We start from the raw sequence: 22086 nt of genomic DNA, 5'->3' as shown, positions 1-22086 counted from the left end.
AAACTGTATTTTACGCGAATGTCAAAGAATAAATTCAATAAAAGCTGGATGAGAAACCATCTCGACGATCCTTTTGTCAAACTGGCCCAAAAGGAAGGCTATCGGGCGCGCGCTGTTTACAAACTGAGCGAAATCGATGAGAACGCAAAACTTGTGAGGCCCGGACAGGTCATTGTCGATCTGGGGTGCGCTCCCGGAAGCTGGTCGCAATATATCGCGCGGAAACTGGGTGGTCAGGGAGGCCATCCGGTCAACGGTACTATTGTCGGTCTTGATATTTTGCCGATGGAACCGGTTGAAGGCGTTCATTTTCTTCAGGGGGATTTCCGTGAAGAATCGGTGCTGCATGAATTGGAAGCTCTGCTGGAAGGACGACAAGTCGATCTGGTGTTGTCCGACATGGCGCCCAATCTGTCCGGTATCGCGTCAGCTGATGCGGCAAGGGTCGAGTATCTGATGGATCTGGCGCTGGAATTTGCACAGGCTCATCTGAAACCGTCCGGTTCATTGCTGGTCAAATGTTTTAACGGCAGTACCTACAATGAAATACTGAAAAAATTCCGGGAGACGTTTGTAACGGTCACTCCCGTAAAACCGAAAGCCAGCCGGAATTACTCTTCGGAAATGTTTTTGCTGGGACGGCAATTGCGTCATTCTTGCGCTTGATCCTTGATTTGGGGAATTTTGTCTCCATTTGTAAGAAATACTTATTTTCCGGAATTTAACCGGATAATGTCTTTTAAAAATCCGTGATCGATAGCGCAGGCTGACTTTAATTAATGTTGCAGCTGTCACAATGTCATATCGTGATGGCAGATGCCTGAAAATGATTGTAAAATGAGCTATCTATCAGTAATTGACGCTTGGGCGTCTGAGGAGTCTTTGTGAACAACATGTTTGTCAGGGTAGGCATTTGGACTGCCATTATTATTGTCCTTCTTACGACCTTCAAACATTTTACGGATCGCAGCAATACGGCGAACGTCGAACCGATCAATTATTCGCAATTCCTTGACGAAGTCAAATCCAAACGGATCAAGGACGTTGTCATTGAGGATCGATCGATTGTCGCGACAACTGCGGATGGAAAGAAGGTCAAGACGGGAGTGACCTATCTCGATCGCGGGCTGGTCGGCGATCTGGTCGATAATGGCGTTCAGTTCGATGTCAAACCGCCGGAAGAACCTTCTTTCTGGTCACAGATATTGATTTCATGGTTTCCCATGCTGCTCTTGGTCGGCGTCTGGATCTTTTTCATGCGCCAGATGCAGGGAGGCGGAAAAGGAGGCGCTTTTTCGTTTGGTAAATCCAAGGCGCGGATGATCGACCAGAAAAACAATACGGTTACGTTCAACGATGTCGCCGGTTGCGACGAAGCCAAGGAAGAAGTACACGAAGTCGTGGATTTCCTGCGTGATCCGAACAAGTTCCAGAAACTGGGCGGTCGGATTCCCCGCGGCCTGTTGCTCGTGGGGCCCCCGGGAACCGGGAAAACGCTTCTTGCAAGAGCCATTGCCGGTGAAGCCAAGGTGCCGTTCTTTTCCATTTCCGGTTCGGATTTTGTGGAAATGTTTGTCGGTGTCGGGGCCTCTCGTGTCCGCGACATGTTCGAAACGGCCAAGAAGCATTCTCCCTGCATTATCTTTATTGATGAAATCGATGCCGTAGGCCGCCATCGTGGCGCGGGCATGGGCGGCGGCAACGACGAACGCGAACAGACATTGAATCAGTTGCTGGTCGAAATGGACGGTTTTGAACCGAATTCGGGCACTATCGTTGTAGCTGCAACCAACCGTTCCGATGTGCTGGATAAGGCCCTGTTGCGTCCCGGTCGTTTCGATCGTCAGGTGGTTGTCGGTCTGCCGGATATCCGCGGTCGCGAACAGATTCTGAATGTGCATATGCGCAAGGTGCCGATCGCTCCGGATGTCGATTCCAACGTGCTGGCGCGTGGCACGCCCGGTTTTTCGGGTGCCGATCTGGCGAATCTCGTGAACGAATCCGCCTTGTTTGCAGCGCGGCGGAACAAGCGTCTGGTCGAAATGCAGGATTTCGAAGACGCAAAGGACAAGATCCTGATGGGACCGGAACGCAAATCTTTCGTCATGCGTGAAGAGGAACGGACCAATACCGCCTATCACGAATCCGGACATGCTGTTGTCGCCAAACTGTTGCCAAAAGCCGATCCGGTTCACAAGGTCACTATTATGCCGCGTGGTCATGCCCTGGGATTGACCTGGCAGTTGCCCGAACACGACCGTATCAATATGTACAAGGACAAGATGCTGGAAGAGATTGCCATCCTGTTCGGTGGCCGTATTGCGGAAGAATTGTTCATGCATCAGATGTCCACAGGCGCTTCGAACGATTTCGAACGGGCGACCAAAATTGCCCGGGCTATGGTAACGCGTTACGGTATGTCGGAAACGCTGGGTACCATGGTCTATGAGGATACCGAACAGGATATGTTCTATGGCGGGCGCATGTCGGCCAAGACGGTATCCGAAGCGACGCAGCAAAAAGTCGATAACGAGATTCGTTCCATTCTGGACAAGCAGTATGCGCTGGCCCGCAAACTGCTGGAAGAAAACCGGGACAAGGTCGAGAGGATGGCGAAATTGTTGCTGGAATGGGAAACGCTGGATTCCGATCAGGTAAACGATATTATGGATGGAGTCGATCCCCGTCCACCAAAATCGACGCCTTCCAGACCTTCTCAGGACAATGACGGTCCCGGGATCACGGAAAATGCCACAGCAACAGCTTGATGGAATATCATTGCCAGTTAAAAGGGTGAGCCTGTCTCACCCTTTTTTTGAACAAACCGTATGAAATATTTTCAATGTGGCCGTTATCGTTTCGAACTGGAAGGCGAAAAGTATCGTCCTCTTGTTATGGGCATTCTGAACGTTACGCCGGATTCGTTTTCCGATGGCGGCAAATTTCTTTCATTGTCCTCTGCCTTGACCCGTGCCGAAGAAATGATTGCAGAAGGGGTCGATATTATTGATATCGGCGCAGAATCCTCTCGCCCCGGTTCGGATCCCGTTTCGCTTCAGGAAGAACTGGATCGCGTGATGCCGGTTGTCGAAGCGCTTAAGGATTGTGGCAAACCATTGTCTGTCGATACCTACAAACCCGAAGTCATGTCGGCTGCCCTGGGGGAAAGCGCCGATATGATCAATGACATTAGCGGTTTCCGGTCAGAAGCCTCGCTTGAGGCTGTCATTGGCCATTCCTGCGGTCTTTGCGTCATGCATATGCAAGGTGAACCGAAAACCATGCAGGACAATCCTCATTACGGTAACGTCACGGAAGAAGTCGTCGCTTTCCTGCATAAACAGGTTTTAAAAATGACGAATGCCGGTATTGGGGCAAATCGTATTTGTGTCGATCCCGGGTTTGGTTTTGGCAAGACTCTGGAGGATAATCTGGTTTTGCTGAAAAATATGTCTTTTATTCAGAAAAGTCTTGAATTGCCGGTTCTGGCCGGTCTGTCGCGTAAATCGGTTGTGGCGGCCCTGACGGGAAAGCCGGTGGAAAAAAGGCTTGCAGGCAATCTGGCCATAGCACTGGCTGCTGTAGAACGCGGGGCCGCCATTGTGAGAGTGCATGAAGTGGGTGAAACCGTGGATGCGCTGAAAGTCTGGCTGGCAACGCGGTAATGATGTCTTGAAAACTGGTATGAAAATGAAACGTCGATATTTTGGTACGGATGGAGTACGCGGTCGGGTTGGCAAGACTCCGATTACTCCCGATTTTGTCATGAAACTCGGCTATGCAGCCGGCAAGGTACTGACGCGAACCAGCATGTCTTCGGGGAGTCCGACTGTTCTGATTGGCAAGGATACCCGTATTTCCGGATACATGCTTGAAGCGTCATTGCAAGCGGGGCTTTCGGCGGCCGGCGTCGATGTGATGTTGTCCGGTCCGATGCCAACCCCTGCCGTCGCGTATCTGACGCGGGCCTTGCGGCTTTCGGCAGGGATTGTTATCTCGGCTTCCCACAATCCGTATCAGGACAATGGCATCAAGTTCTTTTCGGCATCGGGCAATAAATTGCCGGACGACATGGAGTTCGAAATTGAATCCCTGATCGAAAAACCCATGGATTGCGCTTCGCCGGAATTTCTGGGCAAGGTGCGCAGGCTGGATGATGCACAGGGACGGTATATCGAATTTTGCAAAAGCACTTTTCCGAACGATTTCGACCTGCGGGGGCTGAAAATCGTCGTCGATTGCGCCAATGGCGCCGCTTACCATATTGCCCCTTGCGTCTTTCATGAACTGGGCGCTGATGTCGTTTCCATTGGTGTACAGCCGGATGGATTGAACATCAATGAAAACTGTGGCGCAACCTCGGTCGATTCGCTTGTTTCCGCTGTCGTTGAAAACCGGGCCGATCTGGGCATTGCACTGGATGGCGATGCCGACAGATTGGTCATGGTCGATGCCGAAGGACAGGTTTACAATGGCGACCAGCTCCTGTATCTGATCGCCAAAGACAGACTGGCCTATAGCGATGTCAAGGGCGTGGTAGGAACGCTGATGACCAATATGGGGCTGGAAGTCGCTTTCCGGGAAAAACAGGTCGGTTTTGCGCGAGCGAATGTAGGAGACCGCTACGTTCTGGAAACCCTGCTGGAAAAAGGGTGGTTATTGGGAGGAGAGGGATCGGGCCATCTGATCTGTCTCGACAAGCATACAACGGGTGACGGCATCATTTCCGCATTGCAGGTATTGGCCGCGTTAAAACGTCATAAAACGACCTTGCCCGCTTTTTTAAGCGAATTGACGCTTTTCCCTCAAACACTGGTAAATGTCCGCATCGATCCCGGTTTCAATTGGAAAGAAAATACTTCCATGCAAGCGGAAAAGCAGAAAGTCGAGAAAGAACTGGGCAATCGTGGCAGGGTGTTGATTCGCGCTTCCGGTACAGAACCCCTGATTCGCGTTATGGTTGAAGCTGAAGACGCGTCGCAAGCAAAGGAAATGGCTGAGCGGATCGCCGGTTGCTGTCTGGCGGAAGCAGCCTGATGGTGTTTCGTCGTTTCGCGCCAACGAAAGAAGGGAAGGATTCAACGAACAATTGACCTCTCTCTGGGGGAAAGGTATTATTACGGTCTTCGGGGCGTAGCGCAGCCTGGTAGCGCAACTGGTTTGGGACCAGTGGGTCGGATGTTCGAATCATCTCGCCCCGACCATGCATAAAACGGAGGCTGTCTTTGGCAGCCCGTTTTTTTATTGAAGCCAAAGATTGTTTATAATATCTCTCTTCAATAAAGAATTCTGTCGATTTCAGTCTGCCCTTAGCTCAGCTGGATAGAGCAACGGCCTTCTAAGCCGTAGGTCAGTGGTTCGAATCCACTAGGGCAGGCCAATAAAATCAAGCACTTACGTCATTTTTGCAAACATCATTTTCTCCTAACGTAGCCAAAACGTAACCGAGCTTGATTTTATTGAGCCTTGACGCTGCGTTGGAAAGTGCTTCAGGCGCGATATGTGCATATCGTTCCACCATCGCACGAGTTTTCCATCCCCCCAGATGTTGTAACTCGTGCGTTGGTGTGCCTGCCTTACGTTGCCACGTTGCCCACGTGTGCCGCAGGTCGTGCCACCGGAAATCTGTAATCCCGGCCCGGACAAGCGCCTTTCGCCACGCAAGCGTATTGGCATATCTGATATGCTTACCGCGATACGAAAAAACGAATTGCGGATGCTTGCCGATCTGCTTCGTGATGATTGACATCGCGACATCGTTCAAAGGTACCGCCAACGCTTCTCCGTTTTTAGTCCTGGGAACATATGCGTGTCTCAGTTCAAGATCGACATGTTCCCACTCCATATCCAGCACGTTCCGTTGTCTCAGTCCGGTGTACAATGCAAACAGGACAATATCCCGTTGATGTTCCGGCAGTTCCGCCAGCAATTTGTCGGCTTGTTCCGGTGTGAGAGAACGGTTTCGGTTGTTGCTTTCCTTGTACATTTTGATTTTTGGAAATCCGTCGATCCATTCCCACTCGTTCTTCGCCCTGTTCAGAATCGCACGGACAAGATTGAGATAACGGTTGACGGTCGCTTTGCTGGCTTCCTTCAGCTTGCGTTCCCTGATCATGTCGATAACAGGCAAACTGATCTGGTCCAGTGTCAGATTCCCCAGAATCGGATGCAGCCAGCGAAGTTTGGTAATATCCTCTCTGGTCGTCCGTTTGTCCGACGTTTCATTCAGCCAGCGAACGGTCGCTTCCTGCCATGTTCTTTGCGGTTTTTTATTGAGCTTCTCCTCGTCCCAAAGTGCTGCCTTGATTTTGTCGTGGTATTCCTGAGCCTTCATTTTATCTTCAGTCCCAGTGCTTTGCTGTATTCGCTTTCCACCTGGTGACGTGATTTTGATCCACCAGTAGGACGAATCCTTACGTTTGTAGAGCGACATATTTCCTCCTTGCCGCCTTGTGCGCATTTATATTGTGACCTGATGTATGCAAGTAAATCAACCTCAAGGAAAATCCAGCGATTGCCGATCTTCATTCCGGGTATTTCGCCAGATTTTGCCTTGACGGTTACGCTGGTCCGGGTGAGTTTCAGTATTTCCCCAACTTCTTCGGCGGTTAGCGTTTTCACCATGTTCCACCCAAATCAAAAAGGTATATCGTCATCCGGTGGCATTCTTCCGGTCTCTTTTGCGTCGGCGTAGCTGTTGCGTCCGTTATTTCCACTCTGACCGCCATTGCCGCTATCCTGTTTGCTGCCCAACATCTGCATGGTATCGGCAATGATTTCGGTCGCGTAACGGTCAATGCCTTCCTTGTCCGTGTATTTCCGCGTTCTGAGGCGCCCTTCGATATAGACCTGCGATCCCTTTTTCAGATACTGGCCGGCAATCTCGGCGAGCTTGCCGAAAAACGAAACACGATGCCATTCGGTCGCTTCCTTTTGTTCTCCGGTCGCCTTGTCACGCCAGCGATCGGTCGTGGCTACTGCAATTCCCGTAACCTGTTCACCGCTTGGCAGATACCGGTTTTCCGGATCGCGACCGAGATTGCCGACGATGATAACCTTGTTAATCGATGCCATTTCCAAACTCCCAATCCAGTTTTTTACCGCAAATCGGGCAGAAGTTTTCATACCCCTCCAGTTCCTCATCGCATTCCGGACAATATAAATCAGGGCCGGAATCAACATCTTCAAGCGATTTCGGATAATTTTTTAAAATCCTAACCGGTGCTGCAACCGTTCTATCAATCGCCGCCTGCACTTCCGTAGGGTAAACGCGGGTGTTCCAGGTTTCTATCGCAAGATTCTCTGCGTCTTCTGGTGACTCCTCCGAAATCGCAGAGAATTCAACATTTTCGCAATTAGCACAAAAAACCCGTGCCTCGAAATCGAATTGCCAATTAGTGTCTGTATTGACGTGTGCTTTTCCGCCGCAAAACGGGCAGGGCTTTAATTTAGGTTTTTTCATGAGTGCCCTCCACAATAGACATCTGAGTAAGCGTTTTTGCGCCGCGATGGACTATGCCAAGCTGCTCTTTCAGATATTTAATTTGATCGGCCATCTGTGTGATAACCCGCTTACACTGGGATTTATCCATCGGTTCGCCGGTGATGGGATGAGCGATATAAACTTCTGCGCGGGTATTCCAGCGTGCAGCAGCCAATTCGGCATTTTTACAAAGCGGTAACGATGCCCCACAATTTGTACAAGCCGGTATAGCATGACCAAAATATCCCTTCTGGATTCCAGTTTCATTGCAACCACAAAACGGGCAGGGTAGTAATTCAGAACTTTTATTCATTTTCTTCCCCCTTGTAAAATCCCCAGTCAAGGTTTTCGCTGACGATACTCCATGCAAATTTTTCTTGGGTTTCTCGCAGCATGGCCTCAAACTCTTGCTCAGTAATTCCTAATTTATCCCAAGGATAAAATTCTTTTACTTCACTTCCGAGCATATTTGTTTTAATGAATACAACCAATCCCTTACTCATTTTTCGATCACCTCTGCTTTAACGAGTTTTTTTGTATCCGGGTTAAATTCAAACTGAATATTTGGTTTTATCAAGGCGCTTTGAAAAATATCTCCCCAACCGGCAAAACTGTCTGTTTCGTAACCAATATGGGTTTTAACAACAATGTTTTCCGGTTTAACGCGCCATTCTCGATTTTTTTCGTCAAAAAGTGGACACCCGCCCCCTAATTCTTCGTCAATCCAAAAATCACTGCCTATAAACCTATATTGCACTGGATATCCATAAGCCCAAGACTTAATGACGTATGCCCATTTGTGCGGTTTTCTTTCTTTCATTTCGTTTTCCTTTCTTTCGAATCCGCAAGTCATACCGCCTCCGCAAACAATGATATTTGCGATTTTTTCCGTTTCAGAGCATCAGCACATGCAGGATTAAGCCAGACGCATTCTTTTCGGATTGCCGTTCCCCGGTGAGCCGCAATACGGGCAATAGTCTGATATTGCGTCCACTCAGTGAGATGATCGTTGTATATCTCGTTTTCGTAGCCTGACAACACGACAAATCCGGAAAGTATGTTTATGTGCGATAAAGAAGTAATAGAAGTGTAAAAAATTTTGCCGTTCCTATCCGGCACTTGGCCATTGTGTCGGATAGGTCGGGCAGTTATTCTGGCAAGTCAATCTTGCCGACAAAGCTGTAATAAATCTCAATGTCCTGCCTGCGGGTGCCGTTCTCGTCATAGCTGCACTCATGCACGACGATTTTCTCAATCATTTCCCGCAAGAGGGTGGGGGTAAGTTCCTCAAAGGCAAGGTGCTTTCGGACAATCCCCATAAACTTTTCCGCGTTGACGGTGGCGGCCTGCGACTTGTCCAGTTCGGCCTGCAAAGCGGCGGCGCGGTCTTTCAGTTCCCGCTGCTCCTGCTCATAGTCTGCCGACAGTTCCATGAAACGCTCGTCGCTGATTTTGCCGTTTACATTGTCCTCATACAGCCGCTTGATAATGCGGCTCACTTCGGCAATACGCTCCTGCGCCTGTTCAAGCTGCTTGGTGGCTACGGCGGTCTTTCTCTTGCCGCCGATCTCGTTCTGCTGGATAAGCAGCTTCACAAAGCGGCTCTCATGCTTGGCGGCGTATTCCGTCACTTGCCGGAGATTGGAGAGGACACCGGCGGTCAACAGGTCGGTGCGGATAAAGTGTGCCGTACAGTTGCGGGTGCGCTTCTTGTAGCTGCCGCAGATGTAACAGTCCTGCTTACGGTTCTTGTTCTGATACCGCTGCTGGTACATCACATGGCCGCAGTCGGCGCAGAACAGCATACCGGAGAACAGCCCCACTTCATCATAGCGGTTCGGGCGTTTGCGCTGCTTGCGTAACTCCTGCACACGCTCCCATGTTTCCGTGTCGATAATCGGCTCATGGTGGTTCTCAAAAACAGCCTGTTTCTCCACGGGGTTCTCTACACTGTGCTTGACCTTGTAAGAGGGCTTCTCCGTCTTGAAGTTTACCAGACAGCCGGTGTACTCCCGGTTTTCGAGGATATGAACGACGGTGTTCGTCGCCCACTTGCACTCATAGCCGGGGTGGTATCGGCGGGTGCTGCCCGTCCTGCGGTATTCCAGCGTCCCCGGCGTGGGGATTTGCTGCTCCGTAAGCATACGGGCAATCTTGGTCGGGCCATTCCCGGCAAGGCAAAGCTGGTATATCTGCTGGACTACCGGCGCGGTTTCCTCGTCAACGATATAGTTCTCGTCCTCGTCCATGAGGTAGCCATATACCGGCTTGCTGGTAACAGGCTTTCCACTCATGCCTTTTGCTCGTTTTACTGCCTTGATTTTCTTGCTCGTATCTCTCACCAGCCATTCGTTGAACAGATTTCGCAGAGGGGTAAAATCGTTGTCCATGCCGCCGTTTGCGCTATCCACATTGTCGTTGACAGCGATAAACCGCACTCCCTTTTGAGGGAACAGCATTTCCGTGTAAAACCCTACCTGCAAGTAGTTTCGCCCTAACCGGCTCATGTCCTTGACGATGACCGTACCCACTTTCCCGGCTTCAATGTCTGCAAGCATGGCTTGAAAACCGGGTCTTTGAAAGTTCGCGCCGGAGAAGCCGTCGTCGGTGTACCAGCGCAGATTGGTAAAGCCATTTTGTTTTGCAAAGGTTTCGAGTATCCTTTTTTGGTTCGATATGGAATTACTCTCGCCTTGCAATTCGTCCTCATGGGACAATCTCGGATAAAGGGCGGTAATGAGGTTTTGGGTGGCTTGTCTTAACATAAAATCCTCCGTTTCCGACAGCCAGCCCCACTATTCCGTGGTTTCATTGTACCACGGAACAGGGCTGGTTGTATAGCGGCAAAAGTGTCAAATCTGCTTCTTTACAGCTTGTCAAATCGCCGGTTTTTGTGTAGCAGCGGCTTCCGCTTCCAGTACCCGCGCCATTTTGTCGGCGGCGGTGGTGGTAGTGTCTTTTTTGAAATAGCCGGACACGACAAGGACGGAATTGCCCATGCGGATTTCCGTCACGCAGTCGGGGCGGCGGGCGGTGCGGGTGTCGTGCTGCTTGTTATCTGCCATAGGCAATACTCCTTTCACTCGTTCATCAGTTCTTTCAAAAGCCCCAGCTTGTCCTGCGCGGCCTTTTTGCGGAAATTGCCGCCGGTACAGCACACCGGGGGACACATTTCCAGCACCCGGTCATAAATCCGGGAATGGGCGGTGTCTTTTGGGTGCTGCAACTCTGAAAGCGTGAGGTTGGTCGTGACGATCAGCGGCTTGCGGCTGCGGTAACGGCTGTCAATCACATTGAAAACCTGTTCCAGCCCGTATTCTGTCCCGCGCTCCATGCCGAAGTCGTCAAGGATAAGCAGCGGATAGCGGCAAAGGCGGGAAATATATTCATTCCTGCCCTCAAAGCTGGCGGCAAGGTCATTGAGGATAAGGGCAAAATTCGTCATATAGACGGGGATTTCTTTCTCCATGAGGGCGTTTGCGATACAGCCCGCAAGGTAACTCTTGCCGGTGCCGACGCTCCCCCAGAACAGGCAGCCCACATTCCCGGCGTATGCCCGTTCCCAGTTCTTCACATAGTTGCGCGCCCGGATTGCCTGCGGGTTCTGGCCGTTGTCGTTCTCAAAAGTCCAGTCCCGCATGGCGGGGTCGGTAAAGCCCCGGCGTTTCAAGTCCTCTACGGTGTCAAGGTGCTTTTGTCGTTTCTCGGCGGCTTCCCGTTCCTCACGGGCGGCTCTCTGGCAGTCGCACTCTGCCGGGTGGCGGTCACGGCCAAAGACAGCGGCCTTGTCCGGCGCAAAATAGGCTTCTTTCGGCTTATGGCACTTGCCGCAGTACAGTAAACCGTCCTCGCCGGTGTAGTCCTCCGGCTCCGGGGTGGTGGCGGTCAATCTGTCAATCATTTCTGAAAATGTGGTGTTCATAGGCTCTCTCCCTCCTTGAATGAGTAATCGGGGACGCCCTGTTTTGCGGCTCCCTTTCTGTCCCGGTCTGCCCACATACGGACAGCGGCGGCATAGTTGCGGTAATCTTTCCCGGTGGCGGCGATATACTGGCTCAATTCCTCAATGAACCGTTCCAGCCTGTCGGGGTAGTCCTCTTTCAGTTCTGCGTATTCTGTTTCTGACAGGAAAATATTCTGGTATCTGCCAAAAGCTGCGGGCGGCTCCCCACTCGCTCCCATTGTTTGGTTCTCTGTAAGGTTGTTTATAGTAGTTTGGTTAGGGGACGGTTTTCCGACCATCATAAGGTCGGTTTTCTGACCATCAGTAGGTCGGTTTTCCGGCTCTGTGAGGGTCGGTTTTCCGGCCATCAGTTGGTCGGAAAACTGTACCTGTGGCACACGTGGCACTTTCACATATAGCCGGTTCGGTGCGGAGAAGCCGCCCCGTTCCCGTTCCAAAAGCCCCGCCATGTCCAGTTCGTTAAGCGCCCCCTTTATGGTGGTGCTGCCTTTATCCAGTATTTCGGCTATCTCCGCGATGGGATAGATAATATAAATCCTGCCCTTGTCGTCCTGCCACTTGTTTTTCTGTGAGAGGGTTGAGCGGTCTAACAGAAGCGAATACAGCAGCTTGGCGGTCTGGGAAATCTCCATTTTCAGCAGGAAACGGGGATAAGGCAGAAAGAGAGGCAGCGGCGTGTCTGCCATGATATAATCAGCGATAGTATCACCTCCCTGTGTTCGGGTTGATTTTGGCAGTTTGTCACGCATTAGGACGGCGTTTCCGGTGGAAAAGGATAAATGTATCGCGCACCCTTTGACACCCACGAAAAAAGCCTTGATTTATGCGGGTTTGAAAGGCTCTAAAGCGTGACATTTATGCCTTTGTTTCCGCTTTCGCTCGGCGGCTTTGATTTTCTTCATGCGTCCGGCGCAGTCCGGGCAGTATTTTCCCCGGTTTGACTTGGGGACAAAGGCCGCGCCGCAGACGGCACATCGTTTCCGGCTCCCCCGATACAAGAGGGCGGCGGCCAGTTCCTCGTCAAGGGGCAGGACAGCCACACGGAACCACCGGCACATGAGAGAAAGGGAAATGCTCTGGACACACACGCAAGGCTCCCCGTCATCTAACAGCAGGCAGTTCCCCCCGTCGTAGTTACAGCACTCATGCACCAGCCGCCGCGCCCGCCGGTGCTGGCGGTAGTCCATGCGGGGCAGCTTATCGCTCATGGCTCTGCTCCTTTCTGCGGTGCGGCTCGCTCCGGCGCAAAATCTGGTCGATGTTCCGCTTGACGGTCTGCAACTCCTTGAACCGCTGTTTCTGTTCGTGATAGGTGTTATACAGGCCGTCTTTCTCGGAGATAAGCTGCTCGATCTCGGCCTGCAACGCTTTCCGGGCGGGCAGCTTGGTAATGCCATGCGCCTTGAAATACCGGGCTGCTGCGTCGGCTATGATAAAATCGCTCTCATGGGCCTGCCGGTATGCGGCGCGGGCTTTCTCGGATTTCTGTGCCCGCAGCCCGTCGCGGGCGGCCTTGGTCTGGGCGTAGGCCAACACCTGCCGCTGCAACTTCTTTTTCCCTTGCAGCTTCGTTTCCAGTGCTTTCAGTTCGCCGCTGGTCTGGCGCATTTTCTGATAGGCGGTGTCAACGGCGGCTTCTAACTGCTCCGGGGAAGTAAAGCCGTATTGCTGGTAGACGGACAGCGTTTTGGCGGCCTGCTTCAGATTGTGTATCTTCGCCCAGCGTTCATAGCCCCGGCCTTTGCCCTCGGCCATTTTCTGCTCAATGTCCACAAGCCGCTGCACTCCGTCCTGTTTCGGGGCGGCTATCTCGGCTCTGGCAACCTGCAAGCGGTCTTTTATGGTGCGTGGGGGATCGGGGGATCTGGCTGGCGCTTCGGCTGCTCTGGCGGCGTTTTGCTCTAAAACGGCAAAGACAGCGGCGCGGTCAAAATCGTCGCCCAGCTTCCGGGCGGTAATTGGCTTTGTCCTGTCCGGCGTGAGGTAGGAAAGCCGCCCCCGGCTCTCCTTGACGGTCACACCCTCCTGCAGCAACAGAGAGGAAAACTCGTCAAAGCTGGCGGCGGTGGCAAGGGCTTTCCGTAGGGTCTGCCGCAGCTTCTCCTTGTTCGTTTCAAACTTGGTCTGCCGGGGCGTGATACTATCGGCAATCATGGGGGCGTTCTGCTTGTCCAGCGCGGCCTGTCCCTTTTTCTGCGCCCAATACTCCCGGTCGGTGACGCGGTTCTTGCTGCCGTTCAAGAGGTCGATTTGATAAAGCCCCTCCCGGTGGCACATCTCCATGACTTCGGATTTGAAGTAGCGCAGGGCAGCGTCGGTACATCGGTGCTTGCAGCCGACTTTCGTATCGGCCGGCCTGTCCATGTAGGGCAGGAACGGCACTTCCTCAATCCGCAGGCTGTTTATGACGATATGCACATGAATGTTGCCGCTGTGGTTATGCCCGTCCGGGTGGGTGCAGACAAGGGCCTGGTGGCCGGGAAAATGCTCTTTACAGAATTGTTCCCCCAACGCCTGCGCCCGGTCTACGGTCAGGCCGTTGTCCGGCCCGTCCCGCGGGTCAAAGCTGATGATGTAGTGGTGGCTTTTCACATCTTCCCGCCGCTGGTTTTTCTGATAGCGGAGATTGGCCCGCATACACGCAACGGCAAAATCCTCCCCGTCGCAGTTCAGCGTGGACAGCCGGTAGTCCTCGCGGGGGATAAGCCTGCCGGTTTCATCAAGGACGGGCTTCATGGTAAACTCGTCATGCTCAAAGAGAAGATATTGCTCGGCGGCTCCGTAGTCGGCGTTTTTAGAGTTGATATGCTTGAGTGTTGCCAACCGCGTCACCTACTTTCTTGAGGACTTCATACTTGAGGACGGCAAGGTCGGATATGGCGGCGCGTACCTCGCCGGAAAGGGTGTTGTAGGGTACGCCGTATTCGTTCAGATACCGGGCAATCTGATTGAGGTTGCCGCCGATCCTGCCGTACTCGGCTGTCAGCTTCCCGACAGCGGAAAGCAACTCGTCATTGACCGACGACACATGGACAACCGGGCGTATGGTCGCCCGCCGTATCGCCTGCCGGAGAAATTCGGACTGGCTGATACCATAGGGCGCAAGCCGCGCTGTGAAGTCGGCATACTCATCTTCGGACAGCCGGGTTTTCACAACGCGGCTGCGGTGGGGCGTGTTGTATTTCTTTCGCATGGTGTGACCTCCTTTCTCGCCCGTAAGGGCGCATGAGCAGGGTTTGGGGAAGGCACTCCCCAACAAGTTTCCCGCGAGGGGCAAAACTGCAGAATTGCGGATTTTGGCACCGTGGTAGAAACTTGCTCTCCGTGACTGCAAACTTTCTCTCACTTCCGTCCGCCACTTTTTTGGAAAACTGCAACCACAAAAGTTTGTTTCTCTTTTTCTGCTACTACTAATCCTGTAAAGGGCATTCCTGCCCGCTTTCGCTAAAATGACACCGGACGCAGTGGTTTCTACCCGGTGTTGGAGAAATCCTTTCTCTTTGCCCTCTACTACGGGTAAATGCTCCAAATGCCAAACACCAGGGCAGAAAAATTCCCTCCTCGCTTACTACTACAACCGGCAGGGGGCAAAATGGCCGGGAGCGGAGCCGGACAACAAAAAAAGCAGTAAATCTTTTTCAAGACTTACTGCTTTCGCTGGCCGCGTCGGTGGCGGCTGGTATTCAGTTTTTATGACTTGTCCGGTGGTTCGTCAAGCCGGAACTTGAATTGACAGTCAATTAACCGCTGCTTTACATAGTCCTCCACCTCGGCGTTGACCTGCCCGTTCACTTTTGAGAAATAGCGGATATATCCGGCGTAGTGGAGCAGGACAGCGTTCACGGCTTCTGGGTCGCCCTCACGGGCTTTGAGGATTGTTTCATAGGGGAGAAGTCTACTCATACCGGCTCACCCCCATTTCTTCGCGTAGCCGCTGCAAGGCAAGCTGGATATGCCGCCCCGCTGTGCTGCGTGACCGGCCAATACACGCGCCGATCACGCGCTGCGGCTGGCGCAGAAAGTAATAGCGCAGGATTTCTTCCCGCGTCTGCTCCGGCAAAACAGAGATCGCGTCGGCAAGGGCGGCGTTGCAGAGCAGGACGGTCTGACCGCAGACGGTAAATGGGTATTCCTCGTCCGGCTCCGACGCGGCAAACTGGACAAACTTCTCGTTCATCAGATAGTCAAGGGAAACTTGCCGTTCCCATTGCCGTTTAAGCTTCAAAATCTTGTCCAAGGCGGCACAGCGGATAACAGTCTTGCAAAAGGCGTTGTACCTGCGCTGGATATATTCTTGATAGGCTATCTGGTCGGTCATGGAAATTCCCCTTTCTGAATAATAGTGCGGGGCGGTGGCACTTCTTGCTGTCGCCCCTTGATTGCCTACCAGCAAAGGCGGGCGGGGCTGTCAACGGCTGCGCATATGCGCCGTTCATCTTGACCGTTGACTGGCTCGGCTGGGTTTGCTATTTACCCGACAAACTTGAATTTATTTTAAGCTATCACGTTTTACCTTCTTAAGCCTTACTATCATTACCATAGGAATTTCTTTGTTGGTTTTAAAACATTCTTCATAAAATCCATCAATGACAAATCCAGCTCTAAAACAAAGGTTAAAAATATCTTGTATGGAACGATGATAATAAATCTGCTCTTTCGGTTGCCCTTCAATCGCTATATCATAGTAACTGTGCGGTGTCATATATTTTTCAGTCAACGTGACAAAACAAGGGTGTTGCGTTGCAAAGACAAAAATTCCGCTTTCCTGCAACAGTTCATAAACAGCCATAAGAAGTGGTTCAATATCCGTAATATCCATAATTGCCATATTAGAAACTGCTTTCGTAAAGGCTCGATTTCTTTTTAATTCTAATATACTTTTTCTATCGGTCGCATCCGCCACACAAAATTCAATTTGTTTTGCATATTGTGATTGCCGTCTTTTAGCCAATTCTATCATTTTTTTGCTGTAATCAAAAGCGACAACCGAAGCGCCTCTTTGTGCAAGATACGAAGAATAATTTCCATTGCCACACGCAATATCCAAAATATAATCCGCAGGATTAGGAGATAGAAGTTCCGTTACTTTGGGACGCACTACCTCTCTGTGAAATTCATTAGATTCGTCACCCATTGCATTATCCCAAAATTGTGCGTTCTCCTCCCAGATTTTTTTACTTTCCTCTGTTCCCATGTTCTCTCCCACTCCCAAAATTTGCTTTTTTGCTTCCATTAAATCTTCCTTACGATATTCCATTGTTACCCTCCATAACTTCTGATTGTTGCCGTCTTGACGATTATGTATCTTTACATTACCTTCTGAAACATATGGCGCACCTTGTCCAGGCGGTTGTTTGGACGGCGGGGCTGGATGACCGGCTGGCCGACAGCGGCCTGATACCCTTTTAGCTCTGTAAGGCATACGCTCTGCCCGTTGGTGTAAAAGGCCAGATCAGTACGGTATGCCTGTATACAGCGGGCGGGAATCTCGCCAGTAAAGACAACTTCATCCTTTTTTACCTGGGCCGTTTCGATGGTGGCACAGTATTTCGGTGCATCATGATAAGCCCTGGAAAGGTATTCCTGGGGCGCATAGAGGGTGAAGGAGAGATAAGGTTCCAGCAGCTGCGTCCCCGATTCCTTCAATGCCTGTTCCAATACAATCGGGGCCAATGAGCGGAAGTCCGCCGGCGTGCTGACTGGACTGTAATAAAGCCCGTATTCAAAGCAAATCTTACAGTCCGTTACGTTCCAGCCGAACAAGCCCTGCTCCAGCCCGTAACGGATACCATCCCTGACAGCGTTTTGAAAACTCTGGTTCAAGTATCCCAGCGAAACCCGGCTCTCGTATTGTACGCCGGAGCCAAGCGGGAGTGGTGTAACAGACAGTCCGATAGATGCCCAAAACGGGTTGGGCGGCACCTCGATATGGATGGTGTGGCTGGCTGCTTTGAGCGGCCGCTCCATATAAATGACGGTGGGTTCCTTTACCACTGTTTCAATCTTGTATTTTTCCGACAGCAAAGCGGAAACGACCTCCAACTGCACCCGGCCCAAAAAAGAAAGAATGATCTCATGGGTGATGGAATCCACTTCGCAGCGCAAAAGCGGGTCAGTATCCGCAAGTTGCGTAAGAGCGTCCAGCAGCCGTTCTCTTTGCGCTGCCGTTTTCGGCGCAATCGACGTCCGCAGCATGGGGAGGGGGTCCTCGCGCCACCTTTTACGAGGGAGCCGGGTTGGGTCCCCTAATACATCGTTTAACCTCACGCTGTCGCTGGGAAGGATAACAATTTCACCCGGATAAGCGGTGTCTGTCCGAACAATTTCCCCTTTGGATGGAATACGCATCTCTGTGATTTTCAGCTTTTCTCTCCCGGCCAGGGCCACCGTATCCCGCAGGCGCAGCGTTCCGCTGTATAGCCGTAGATAGACACGCCGCTGGCCGCAATCTGTATACTCCACCTTGAAAACGCTGCCGCATAGGGCGGCGCTCCCCTGTTCCCCAATCGGTTGGAACAGCCCTGTCACCGCATCCATCAACGGTTGAATGCCAAGGCCCTTTTTGGCGCTGCCATAATAGACCGGGAACAGGGAGGCGTCTTGAACCCGCCGCTGTTCCTCCCGCACAAGTTTTTCCCGGCTGATTGGTTCTCCTGCGATATACTTTTCCAATAATTTATCGTTATTTTCGATGACCGCATCCCATGCTTCTATGTCGGTATTTTCCTCCAGGACTATTTCCGGGGACAGCGACACCGTCTGCTTGATGATAATATCGGCGGAGAGCTTATCCCGAACAGACTGAACCACGCTCTGCAAATCAACGCCAGCCTGGTCGATCTTGTTGATAAAGATAACGGTGGGAATGTTCATTTTCCGCAGGGCATGGAACAGAATACGGGTCTGGGCCTGCACGCCATCTTTAGCGGAGATCACCAAGATGGCCCCATCTAAAACAGCCAAAGAGCGGTACACCTCCGCCAAAAAATCCATGTGGCCGGGCGTATCCACAATGTTGACTTTACATCTGTGCCACTGGAAGGAAGTGACTGCCGCTTGAATGGTAATCCCACGCTGCCGCTCCAAAAACATGGTGTCCGTCCTCGTTGTCCCTTTTTCGACGCTCCCCGGTTCTGAAATGGCTCCGCTGGCATATAGCAGGCTCTCCGTCAAGGTCGTCTTTCCAGCGTCTACATGGGCAAGAATTCCAATATTGATTATTTTCATGTGATTGTCCTCCCTTTACAGCCCCAAAGGGCATAAAAATCCCCAGCAGTAAAATACTTTTACCACTGGGGATGATAATTTGCGGACATACACATATACAGCATACACCTGTTTGTGAGTGCTGTTTTTGGGGATATGTCAAAATTGATAAGGCAAAAGTATTCTTAAATTGGGTACAAAAAACTAAGCCCCTACAAAAGGGACTATCATAATCCTTTGTTCCCACTATTTGATTATAGTTTTATTTAAGAATACCTTGCCGCATATTTTTTACTCCTTTTCTGGAATTGAATTATTATATCACATCAGTTTTAGGAAAACAAGTATCTAAAAGAAATTTTTCTTCCCCTTATATGTAACAATCATACCGGCTTCCTAACGTTCAGAATGGTTTCTACTGTCTGCTGCGGTGTTTGGTTGGAATTGTCCAGCCAAAAGCCGATCCGTGGTGTTGTCTGCATTTTACTAAATACAAATTCAATGTATACAGAAAGAAATATATAAGGAGTGGGAGGGATTCCGCCGTAGTCGGCATTGTAGGAAAATCCAAAAGTTTAGATTTTCTCAAAATGCTTATCTTTTGGTCTTTGGTTCGGAATAGTGTAGTGCTGGCGGTCTATCTATTGTTTTCGGTTGCTTGCTTCTTTACCGTACATGAGCATTCTTTCAGCGTATCCAGCAATTTGACGTGTTCTTCATCCGTCATTTCGTGTCTGTAATAATTCCTGGACGATGCACTCTTGTCTCTTGTCGAGTGGACGTATGGCGGATCAACGTAATGCAAGGTTGCCGGTGTATCGTGCTGCAGCATGACGCGGACAGCCGGACGGTTTTCAATCAGTACACCCGCAAAGCGTTCTCCGATGGTACGTATCGTGTCCGGGTATCTCTCCCAGAGATGCTGGGCTGTCGCATATTCTCTTTTCGTGTCAATCCTGAATCCGGTCATGCCTTTGGTGGCACCGGAAGAACCAAATCCCATATGTGCGCGTATGGCTGTCCGTCTTGCCCGTTCGACCGGATCATCCGTAGATTCAAAAGCAATCGTAAAATCATTGCGGGAGTAGGGAGTCAAGACGAGTGCTTCCGTCAGCTTTTCTCGTGTTTCCGGATCCCGGAGAACACGGAAGAAATTGACAATATCGCTATCCAGATCGTTATAAACCTCGGCGTAAGAGCGTGGTTTTCGGAGCAGAACACCTGCTGCACCCCCGAACGGTTCTACGTAACACGCATGTACCGGGAAAAATCCCATAATCCAGGGAGCGAGACGGTATTTCCCGCCGTGATAACGGAGTGCGGGGGAGATCATTCCGGCACCTCATCCCATGTTCTGCCGTCCAGCATACGACCAGCGGCTCTTTTCCCAATCCTCTCCATGCCGTACCACTCGCCCCATTGCTTGAAGAAAAACGGCGTGGCAAACATTTCACAGTCGTCCCGAATGCGCCGTACCCAGTCCGGGTGCATCGGACGGGCATTTGGCCCGGATTCCCCGCCAACGATCACCCAGTCAATCCCTACGACATCAGATTGCCATGCCAGAGCCTTTTCCAGATCGACGGGGCCGAGAAGCGGCTCCATGCTCAGAAAGTGTTTTTTGGCGGGAACGTCCAGTAATTTCGGGATATCCCTTTCGGCTTCTTGCTGATTGCAAACCGTGATACCCAACCAAACGTTATCAGGCAGCCCACAAAATCCGCTGTCGTATCCACTCATAGCGCCTTCGATCATGGCAGGTGCATTACCAATACGCTTGGTCAATAACAGCCAGTCAATATATGGAGTGTCAGCGATAAGCCGGAACAGGTCTTTTCTCCATTCGTCCGGTACTGCGTTGTCGAACACGTCACACATGGAGCCGCAAAAGACTTTTGGACGAAAAGAAGCCAAAAGCCGTTTATGATCATCCCCCCAATCTTTTCTTATAAAGCCGTCTGCTGTGTGATTGTAAATTTTGTTTCCCGCCTTTCTGTTCAATTTGACCGGAAACTCCCAGTTCTTCGCGCCTGTCCTGATTCTCTCTTTTCCGGTTCCGAAACAGTCTTTGCCGAACCGTTTGCATAAGCGTTCCGCATAACAGTTATCGCAAGCGGGGCTGACCGGCTGACAACCGATCCACGGATTGAAGGTGTAATCGCACCATTCGATTTTTGTTTTAGTCATTTACAAAACTCCACCTGTCACCTCTGCGGCAGTTTTTACCCACAAACCGCTGGGGCTGAAGAGTATTTATTGCTCTTCCTCGCTCATCGGTTCATCTGGGGGCTGATCCATCAGCCAGTCTTTCAGTTTCATTCCCAATCCCTGTCTTCTTCCGGTTCTTGCGCCTTCATCGCCGCAATTTTTTCCAGCTTTTTCTGCCGGTACTCTTCGATGGATTTTTTTGCTTCGGCAAATTGAGATGCAGGCAGGGCGCCGACATGCGCAATACCAAACTTTTCACAGAATTTCATGGCGTTTAAGCCCACTTCGTCCAGCAAACGCAGCAACTCTTCGCGTTGCGAGATGGAGATAGGTTGCGCCGCTTCCTCGCCTCTTTCGAGCCAGTCGAGTATCCTTGTTCCGTGTTCTTTGGTAATCGTGAAATATTGCCCGTCAAACAGGCGGGTACGGTCTTTGGACGTGGACGCCACATGTTGGGTATCAATATCGAACATGACCGTGAACTCATACTCCATGCCGTCACGCTGTATCGGAGACATGCCAACCTTTTTAATCACCGTCTTGCCGTTGTCGTTCTTCTCCTGTACGTATTCCTGCTTTGAGCGCATCGTCGCAATGATGTGACAGGGACTGGTCAACATGGCTTCGACAAGGCCGTTATGCTCCGGTGTGATCGTCCTCCAGGCGGAATAACTGTTCATGCCGGGTTTTCCGGAATCGGCGATTTTGCCCTGTTTGTCCAGCAAACCGCCATCACCGGCCCACGCATGCGACAGACTGTCGATAATGATTACGTCGTACCCGGCATCTTCAAACGCCCTAATAGCATCCCGGTATTTTTTGACCGTGTAGGGAGCATCGACATTAATAATGTCGTAGTCGCCCAGATCGGCATACAGATCACCGGAGCCATGCTCGGTGTCGATCATGCCGATCTTGCCTCCAAGGCCGAACGCCAGCAGGAGAGCGGAATAGGTTTTGCCCGATCCGCTGGGGCCTGCCATGCCAAGGCGCAGCTTCGCTTTCTTGCGGACGGCCCTCCTGATTTGAATCGTCATGCCGCACCTCCTTTTTCGCAGGCGATCAGTCGGGCCACGTCAACGTTTTCCGGCTGAAGCCAATAGGCCCCTTCCCTGTAGTCATGCGCCGGATTGTCTTCCCGTCGATATTCGGGCGACAGGATGTAAGTGTCGCCGAGATAGTTTTTAGCTTGTGCAAGTGTCATGCTATTGCTCCTCTGATGATT

General features: G+C 51.3%; 26 protein-coding genes and 2 tRNA genes. 6 read left to right on the top strand and 22 right to left on the bottom strand.

Annotation, left to right across the window (positions count from 1 at the left end):
• The first annotated feature begins 18 nt into the window (after positions 1-18).
• The 6 genes from OFAG_RS11125 (at position 19) to OFAG_RS11100 (ending at position 5380) form a co-directional block, all read left to right on the top strand.
• Complete coding sequence (locus OFAG_RS11125) at positions 19-666, top strand: RlmE family RNA methyltransferase (RefSeq protein ID WP_005875974.1); 648 nt, start codon at positions 19-21, stop codon at positions 664-666.
• Between the two features lie 218 nt (positions 667-884).
• Entirely contained in the window at positions 885-2768 is a 1884-nt protein-coding gene (ftsH, locus tag OFAG_RS11120; RefSeq protein WP_005875975.1) for an ATP-dependent zinc metalloprotease FtsH, read from the top strand.
• A 60-nt stretch (positions 2769-2828) separates the two neighbouring features.
• Positions 2829-3665: a dihydropteroate synthase gene (folP, locus tag OFAG_RS11115; protein WP_005875977.1), complete on the top strand. Its 837-nt coding sequence runs from the start codon at positions 2829-2831 to the stop codon at positions 3663-3665.
• A gap of 25 nt (positions 3666-3690) precedes the next feature.
• Positions 3691-5037: a phosphoglucosamine mutase gene (gene glmM, locus OFAG_RS11110; RefSeq protein WP_005875979.1), complete on the top strand. Its 1347-nt coding sequence runs from the start codon at positions 3691-3693 to the stop codon at positions 5035-5037.
• 90 nt (positions 5038-5127) lie between these two features.
• Positions 5128-5204: transfer RNA gene (locus OFAG_RS11105), tRNA-Pro, on the top strand.
• Positions 5205-5303: 99 nt separating this feature from the next.
• A tRNA-Arg gene (locus OFAG_RS11100) sits at positions 5304-5380 on the top strand.
• A 6-nt stretch (positions 5381-5386) separates the two neighbouring features.
• Here OFAG_RS11100 and OFAG_RS11095 read toward each other — a convergent pair.
• The 22 genes from OFAG_RS11095 to OFAG_RS13995 all read right to left on the bottom strand — a co-directional run bounded on the left by OFAG_RS11095 (position 5387) and on the right by OFAG_RS13995 (position 22065).
• Positions 5387-6334 carry a tyrosine-type recombinase/integrase gene (locus OFAG_RS11095; RefSeq protein WP_231371699.1) on the bottom strand — a complete coding sequence of 316 codons (948 nt, stop codon included), beginning with the start codon at positions 6332-6334 and terminating at the stop codon, positions 5387-5389.
• Entirely contained in the window at positions 6331-6624 is a 294-nt protein-coding gene (locus OFAG_RS11090; protein WP_081695722.1) for a helix-turn-helix domain-containing protein, read from the bottom strand. Before OFAG_RS11090 ends, OFAG_RS11095 begins: the two co-directional genes overlap by 4 nt.
• 12 nt (positions 6625-6636) lie before the next feature.
• Positions 6637-7074, bottom strand: a complete 438-nt coding sequence (gene ssb / locus OFAG_RS11085; protein WP_020995299.1) for a single-stranded DNA-binding protein — start codon at positions 7072-7074, stop codon at positions 6637-6639.
• Complete coding sequence (locus OFAG_RS13575; RefSeq protein WP_005875983.1) at positions 7061-7462, bottom strand: Lar family restriction alleviation protein; 402 nt, start codon at positions 7460-7462, stop codon at positions 7061-7063. The genes ssb and OFAG_RS13575 overlap by 14 nt, the downstream gene beginning before the upstream one ends.
• Positions 7449-7796, bottom strand: coding sequence for a Lar family restriction alleviation protein (locus OFAG_RS13570; RefSeq protein WP_020995298.1), 348 nt, complete (start codon positions 7794-7796; stop codon positions 7449-7451). The genes OFAG_RS13575 and OFAG_RS13570 overlap by 14 nt, the downstream gene beginning before the upstream one ends.
• Positions 7789-7986 carry a hypothetical protein gene (locus OFAG_RS14005; protein WP_005875985.1) on the bottom strand — a complete coding sequence of 66 codons (198 nt, stop codon included), beginning with the start codon at positions 7984-7986 and terminating at the stop codon, positions 7789-7791. Before OFAG_RS14005 ends, OFAG_RS13570 begins: the two co-directional genes overlap by 8 nt.
• Positions 7983-8303, bottom strand: coding sequence for a hypothetical protein (locus OFAG_RS11075; RefSeq protein WP_147617628.1), 321 nt, complete (start codon positions 8301-8303; stop codon positions 7983-7985). The genes OFAG_RS14005 and OFAG_RS11075 overlap by 4 nt, the downstream gene beginning before the upstream one ends.
• 328 nt (positions 8304-8631) lie before the next feature.
• Complete coding sequence (locus OFAG_RS11070) at positions 8632-10248, bottom strand: recombinase family protein (RefSeq protein WP_005875986.1); 1617 nt, start codon at positions 10246-10248, stop codon at positions 8632-8634.
• A gap of 111 nt (positions 10249-10359) precedes the next feature.
• Positions 10360-10548, bottom strand: coding sequence for a transposon-encoded TnpW family protein (locus OFAG_RS11065; protein WP_020995296.1), 189 nt, complete (start codon positions 10546-10548; stop codon positions 10360-10362).
• 14 nt (positions 10549-10562) lie between these two features.
• Positions 10563-11405: an ATP-binding protein gene (locus OFAG_RS11060; RefSeq protein ID WP_005875988.1), complete on the bottom strand. Its 843-nt coding sequence runs from the start codon at positions 11403-11405 to the stop codon at positions 10563-10565.
• A complete protein-coding gene (locus OFAG_RS11055; protein WP_231371698.1) occupies positions 11402-12133 on the bottom strand; it encodes a replication initiator protein A in 732 nt (243 codons plus the stop codon). Before OFAG_RS11055 ends, OFAG_RS11060 begins: the two co-directional genes overlap by 4 nt.
• A gap of 135 nt (positions 12134-12268) precedes the next feature.
• On the bottom strand, positions 12269-12634 hold the full coding sequence (locus OFAG_RS13560; protein WP_470381946.1) for a cysteine-rich VLP domain-containing protein: 366 nt from the start codon (positions 12632-12634) through the stop codon (positions 12269-12271).
• Positions 12635-12644: 10 nt separating this feature from the next.
• Positions 12645-14270 carry a relaxase/mobilization nuclease domain-containing protein gene (locus OFAG_RS11045; RefSeq protein WP_005875991.1) on the bottom strand — a complete coding sequence of 542 codons (1626 nt, stop codon included), beginning with the start codon at positions 14268-14270 and terminating at the stop codon, positions 12645-12647.
• On the bottom strand, positions 14242-14640 hold the full coding sequence (locus OFAG_RS11040; protein WP_002596229.1) for a plasmid mobilization protein: 399 nt from the start codon (positions 14638-14640) through the stop codon (positions 14242-14244). Before OFAG_RS11040 ends, OFAG_RS11045 begins: the two co-directional genes overlap by 29 nt.
• 497 nt (positions 14641-15137) lie before the next feature.
• A complete protein-coding gene (locus OFAG_RS11035) occupies positions 15138-15350 on the bottom strand; it encodes a helix-turn-helix domain-containing protein (RefSeq protein WP_002586615.1) in 213 nt (70 codons plus the stop codon).
• Positions 15343-15765 (bottom strand): sigma-70 RNA polymerase sigma factor region 4 domain-containing protein, encoded by a 423-nt coding sequence (locus tag OFAG_RS11030; RefSeq protein WP_002586616.1) that lies wholly within the window; start codon positions 15763-15765, stop codon positions 15343-15345. The genes OFAG_RS11035 and OFAG_RS11030 overlap by 8 nt, the downstream gene beginning before the upstream one ends.
• 171 nt (positions 15766-15936) lie before the next feature.
• Positions 15937-16704 (bottom strand): class I SAM-dependent methyltransferase, encoded by a 768-nt coding sequence (locus OFAG_RS11025; protein ID WP_005876002.1) that lies wholly within the window; start codon positions 16702-16704, stop codon positions 15937-15939.
• 50 nt (positions 16705-16754) lie between these two features.
• On the bottom strand, positions 16755-18674 hold the full coding sequence (gene tet(W) / locus OFAG_RS11020) for a tetracycline resistance ribosomal protection protein Tet(W) (RefSeq protein WP_005876003.1): 1920 nt from the start codon (positions 18672-18674) through the stop codon (positions 16755-16757).
• Between the two features lie 616 nt (positions 18675-19290).
• Positions 19291-19986 carry a DNA adenine methylase gene (locus OFAG_RS11015; protein WP_005876010.1) on the bottom strand — a complete coding sequence of 232 codons (696 nt, stop codon included), beginning with the start codon at positions 19984-19986 and terminating at the stop codon, positions 19291-19293.
• Positions 19983-20840, bottom strand: a complete 858-nt coding sequence (locus OFAG_RS11010) for a phage Gp37/Gp68 family protein (protein ID WP_005876012.1) — start codon at positions 20838-20840, stop codon at positions 19983-19985. The genes OFAG_RS11015 and OFAG_RS11010 overlap by 4 nt, the downstream gene beginning before the upstream one ends.
• Positions 20841-20968: 128 nt before the next feature.
• Positions 20969-21898: an ATP-binding protein gene (locus OFAG_RS11005; protein ID WP_005876014.1), complete on the bottom strand. Its 930-nt coding sequence runs from the start codon at positions 21896-21898 to the stop codon at positions 20969-20971.
• Positions 21895-22065 (bottom strand): hypothetical protein, encoded by a 171-nt coding sequence (locus tag OFAG_RS13995; RefSeq protein ID WP_005876015.1) that lies wholly within the window; start codon positions 22063-22065, stop codon positions 21895-21897. The genes OFAG_RS11005 and OFAG_RS13995 overlap by 4 nt, the downstream gene beginning before the upstream one ends.
• Positions 22066-22086: the final 21 nt, after the last annotated feature.

It is taken from the genome of Oxalobacter paraformigenes (assembly GCF_000158475.2).
GTDB lineage: Bacteria > Pseudomonadota > Gammaproteobacteria > Burkholderiales > Burkholderiaceae_D > Oxalobacter > Oxalobacter paraformigenes.
This window is presented reverse-complemented; position numbering and strand designations above follow the sequence as displayed.

Coding starts and splice junctions, on each gene's coding strand:
- OFAG_RS11125 (WP_005875974.1), top strand. CDS start 19: ATGTCAAAGAATAAATTCAATAAAAGCTGGATGAGAAACCATCTCGAC.
- folP (WP_005875977.1), top strand. CDS start 2,829: ATGAAATATTTTCAATGTGGCCGTTATCGTTTCGAACTGGAAGGCGAA.
- glmM (WP_005875979.1), top strand. CDS start 3,691: ATGAAACGTCGATATTTTGGTACGGATGGAGTACGCGGTCGGGTTGGC.
- OFAG_RS11095 (WP_231371699.1), bottom strand. CDS start 6,334: ATGAAGGCTCAGGAATACCACGACAAAATCAAGGCAGCACTTTGGGAC.
- OFAG_RS11090 (WP_081695722.1), bottom strand. CDS start 6,624: ATGGTGAAAACGCTAACCGCCGAAGAAGTTGGGGAAATACTGAAACTC.
- ssb (WP_020995299.1), bottom strand. CDS start 7,074: ATGGCATCGATTAACAAGGTTATCATCGTCGGCAATCTCGGTCGCGAT.
- OFAG_RS13575 (WP_005875983.1), bottom strand. CDS start 7,462: ATGAAAAAACCTAAATTAAAGCCCTGCCCGTTTTGCGGCGGAAAAGCA.
- OFAG_RS13570 (WP_020995298.1), bottom strand. CDS start 7,796: ATGAATAAAAGTTCTGAATTACTACCCTGCCCGTTTTGTGGTTGCAAT.
- OFAG_RS14005 (WP_005875985.1), bottom strand. CDS start 7,986: ATGAGTAAGGGATTGGTTGTATTCATTAAAACAAATATGCTCGGAAGT.
- OFAG_RS11075 (WP_147617628.1), bottom strand. CDS start 8,303: ATGAAAGAAAGAAAACCGCACAAATGGGCATACGTCATTAAGTCTTGG.
- OFAG_RS11070 (WP_005875986.1), bottom strand. CDS start 10,248: ATGTTAAGACAAGCCACCCAAAACCTCATTACCGCCCTTTATCCGAGA.
- OFAG_RS11065 (WP_020995296.1), bottom strand. CDS start 10,548: ATGGCAGATAACAAGCAGCACGACACCCGCACCGCCCGCCGCCCCGAC.
- OFAG_RS11060 (WP_005875988.1), bottom strand. CDS start 11,405: ATGAACACCACATTTTCAGAAATGATTGACAGATTGACCGCCACCACC.
- OFAG_RS11055 (WP_231371698.1), bottom strand. CDS start 12,133: ATGGCAGACACGCCGCTGCCTCTCTTTCTGCCTTATCCCCGTTTCCTG.
- OFAG_RS13560 (WP_470381946.1), bottom strand. CDS start 12,634: ATGGACTACCGCCAGCACCGGCGGGCGCGGCGGCTGGTGCATGAGTGC.
- OFAG_RS11040 (WP_002596229.1), bottom strand. CDS start 14,640: ATGCGAAAGAAATACAACACGCCCCACCGCAGCCGCGTTGTGAAAACC.
- OFAG_RS11035 (WP_002586615.1), bottom strand. CDS start 15,350: ATGAGTAGACTTCTCCCCTATGAAACAATCCTCAAAGCCCGTGAGGGC.
- OFAG_RS11030 (WP_002586616.1), bottom strand. CDS start 15,765: ATGACCGACCAGATAGCCTATCAAGAATATATCCAGCGCAGGTACAAC.
- OFAG_RS11025 (WP_005876002.1), bottom strand. CDS start 16,704: ATGGAATATCGTAAGGAAGATTTAATGGAAGCAAAAAAGCAAATTTTG.
- OFAG_RS11015 (WP_005876010.1), bottom strand. CDS start 19,986: ATGATCTCCCCCGCACTCCGTTATCACGGCGGGAAATACCGTCTCGCT.
- OFAG_RS11010 (WP_005876012.1), bottom strand. CDS start 20,840: ATGACTAAAACAAAAATCGAATGGTGCGATTACACCTTCAATCCGTGG.
- OFAG_RS11005 (WP_005876014.1), bottom strand. CDS start 21,898: ATGACGATTCAAATCAGGAGGGCCGTCCGCAAGAAAGCGAAGCTGCGC.
- OFAG_RS13995 (WP_005876015.1), bottom strand. CDS start 22,065: ATGACACTTGCACAAGCTAAAAACTATCTCGGCGACACTTACATCCTG.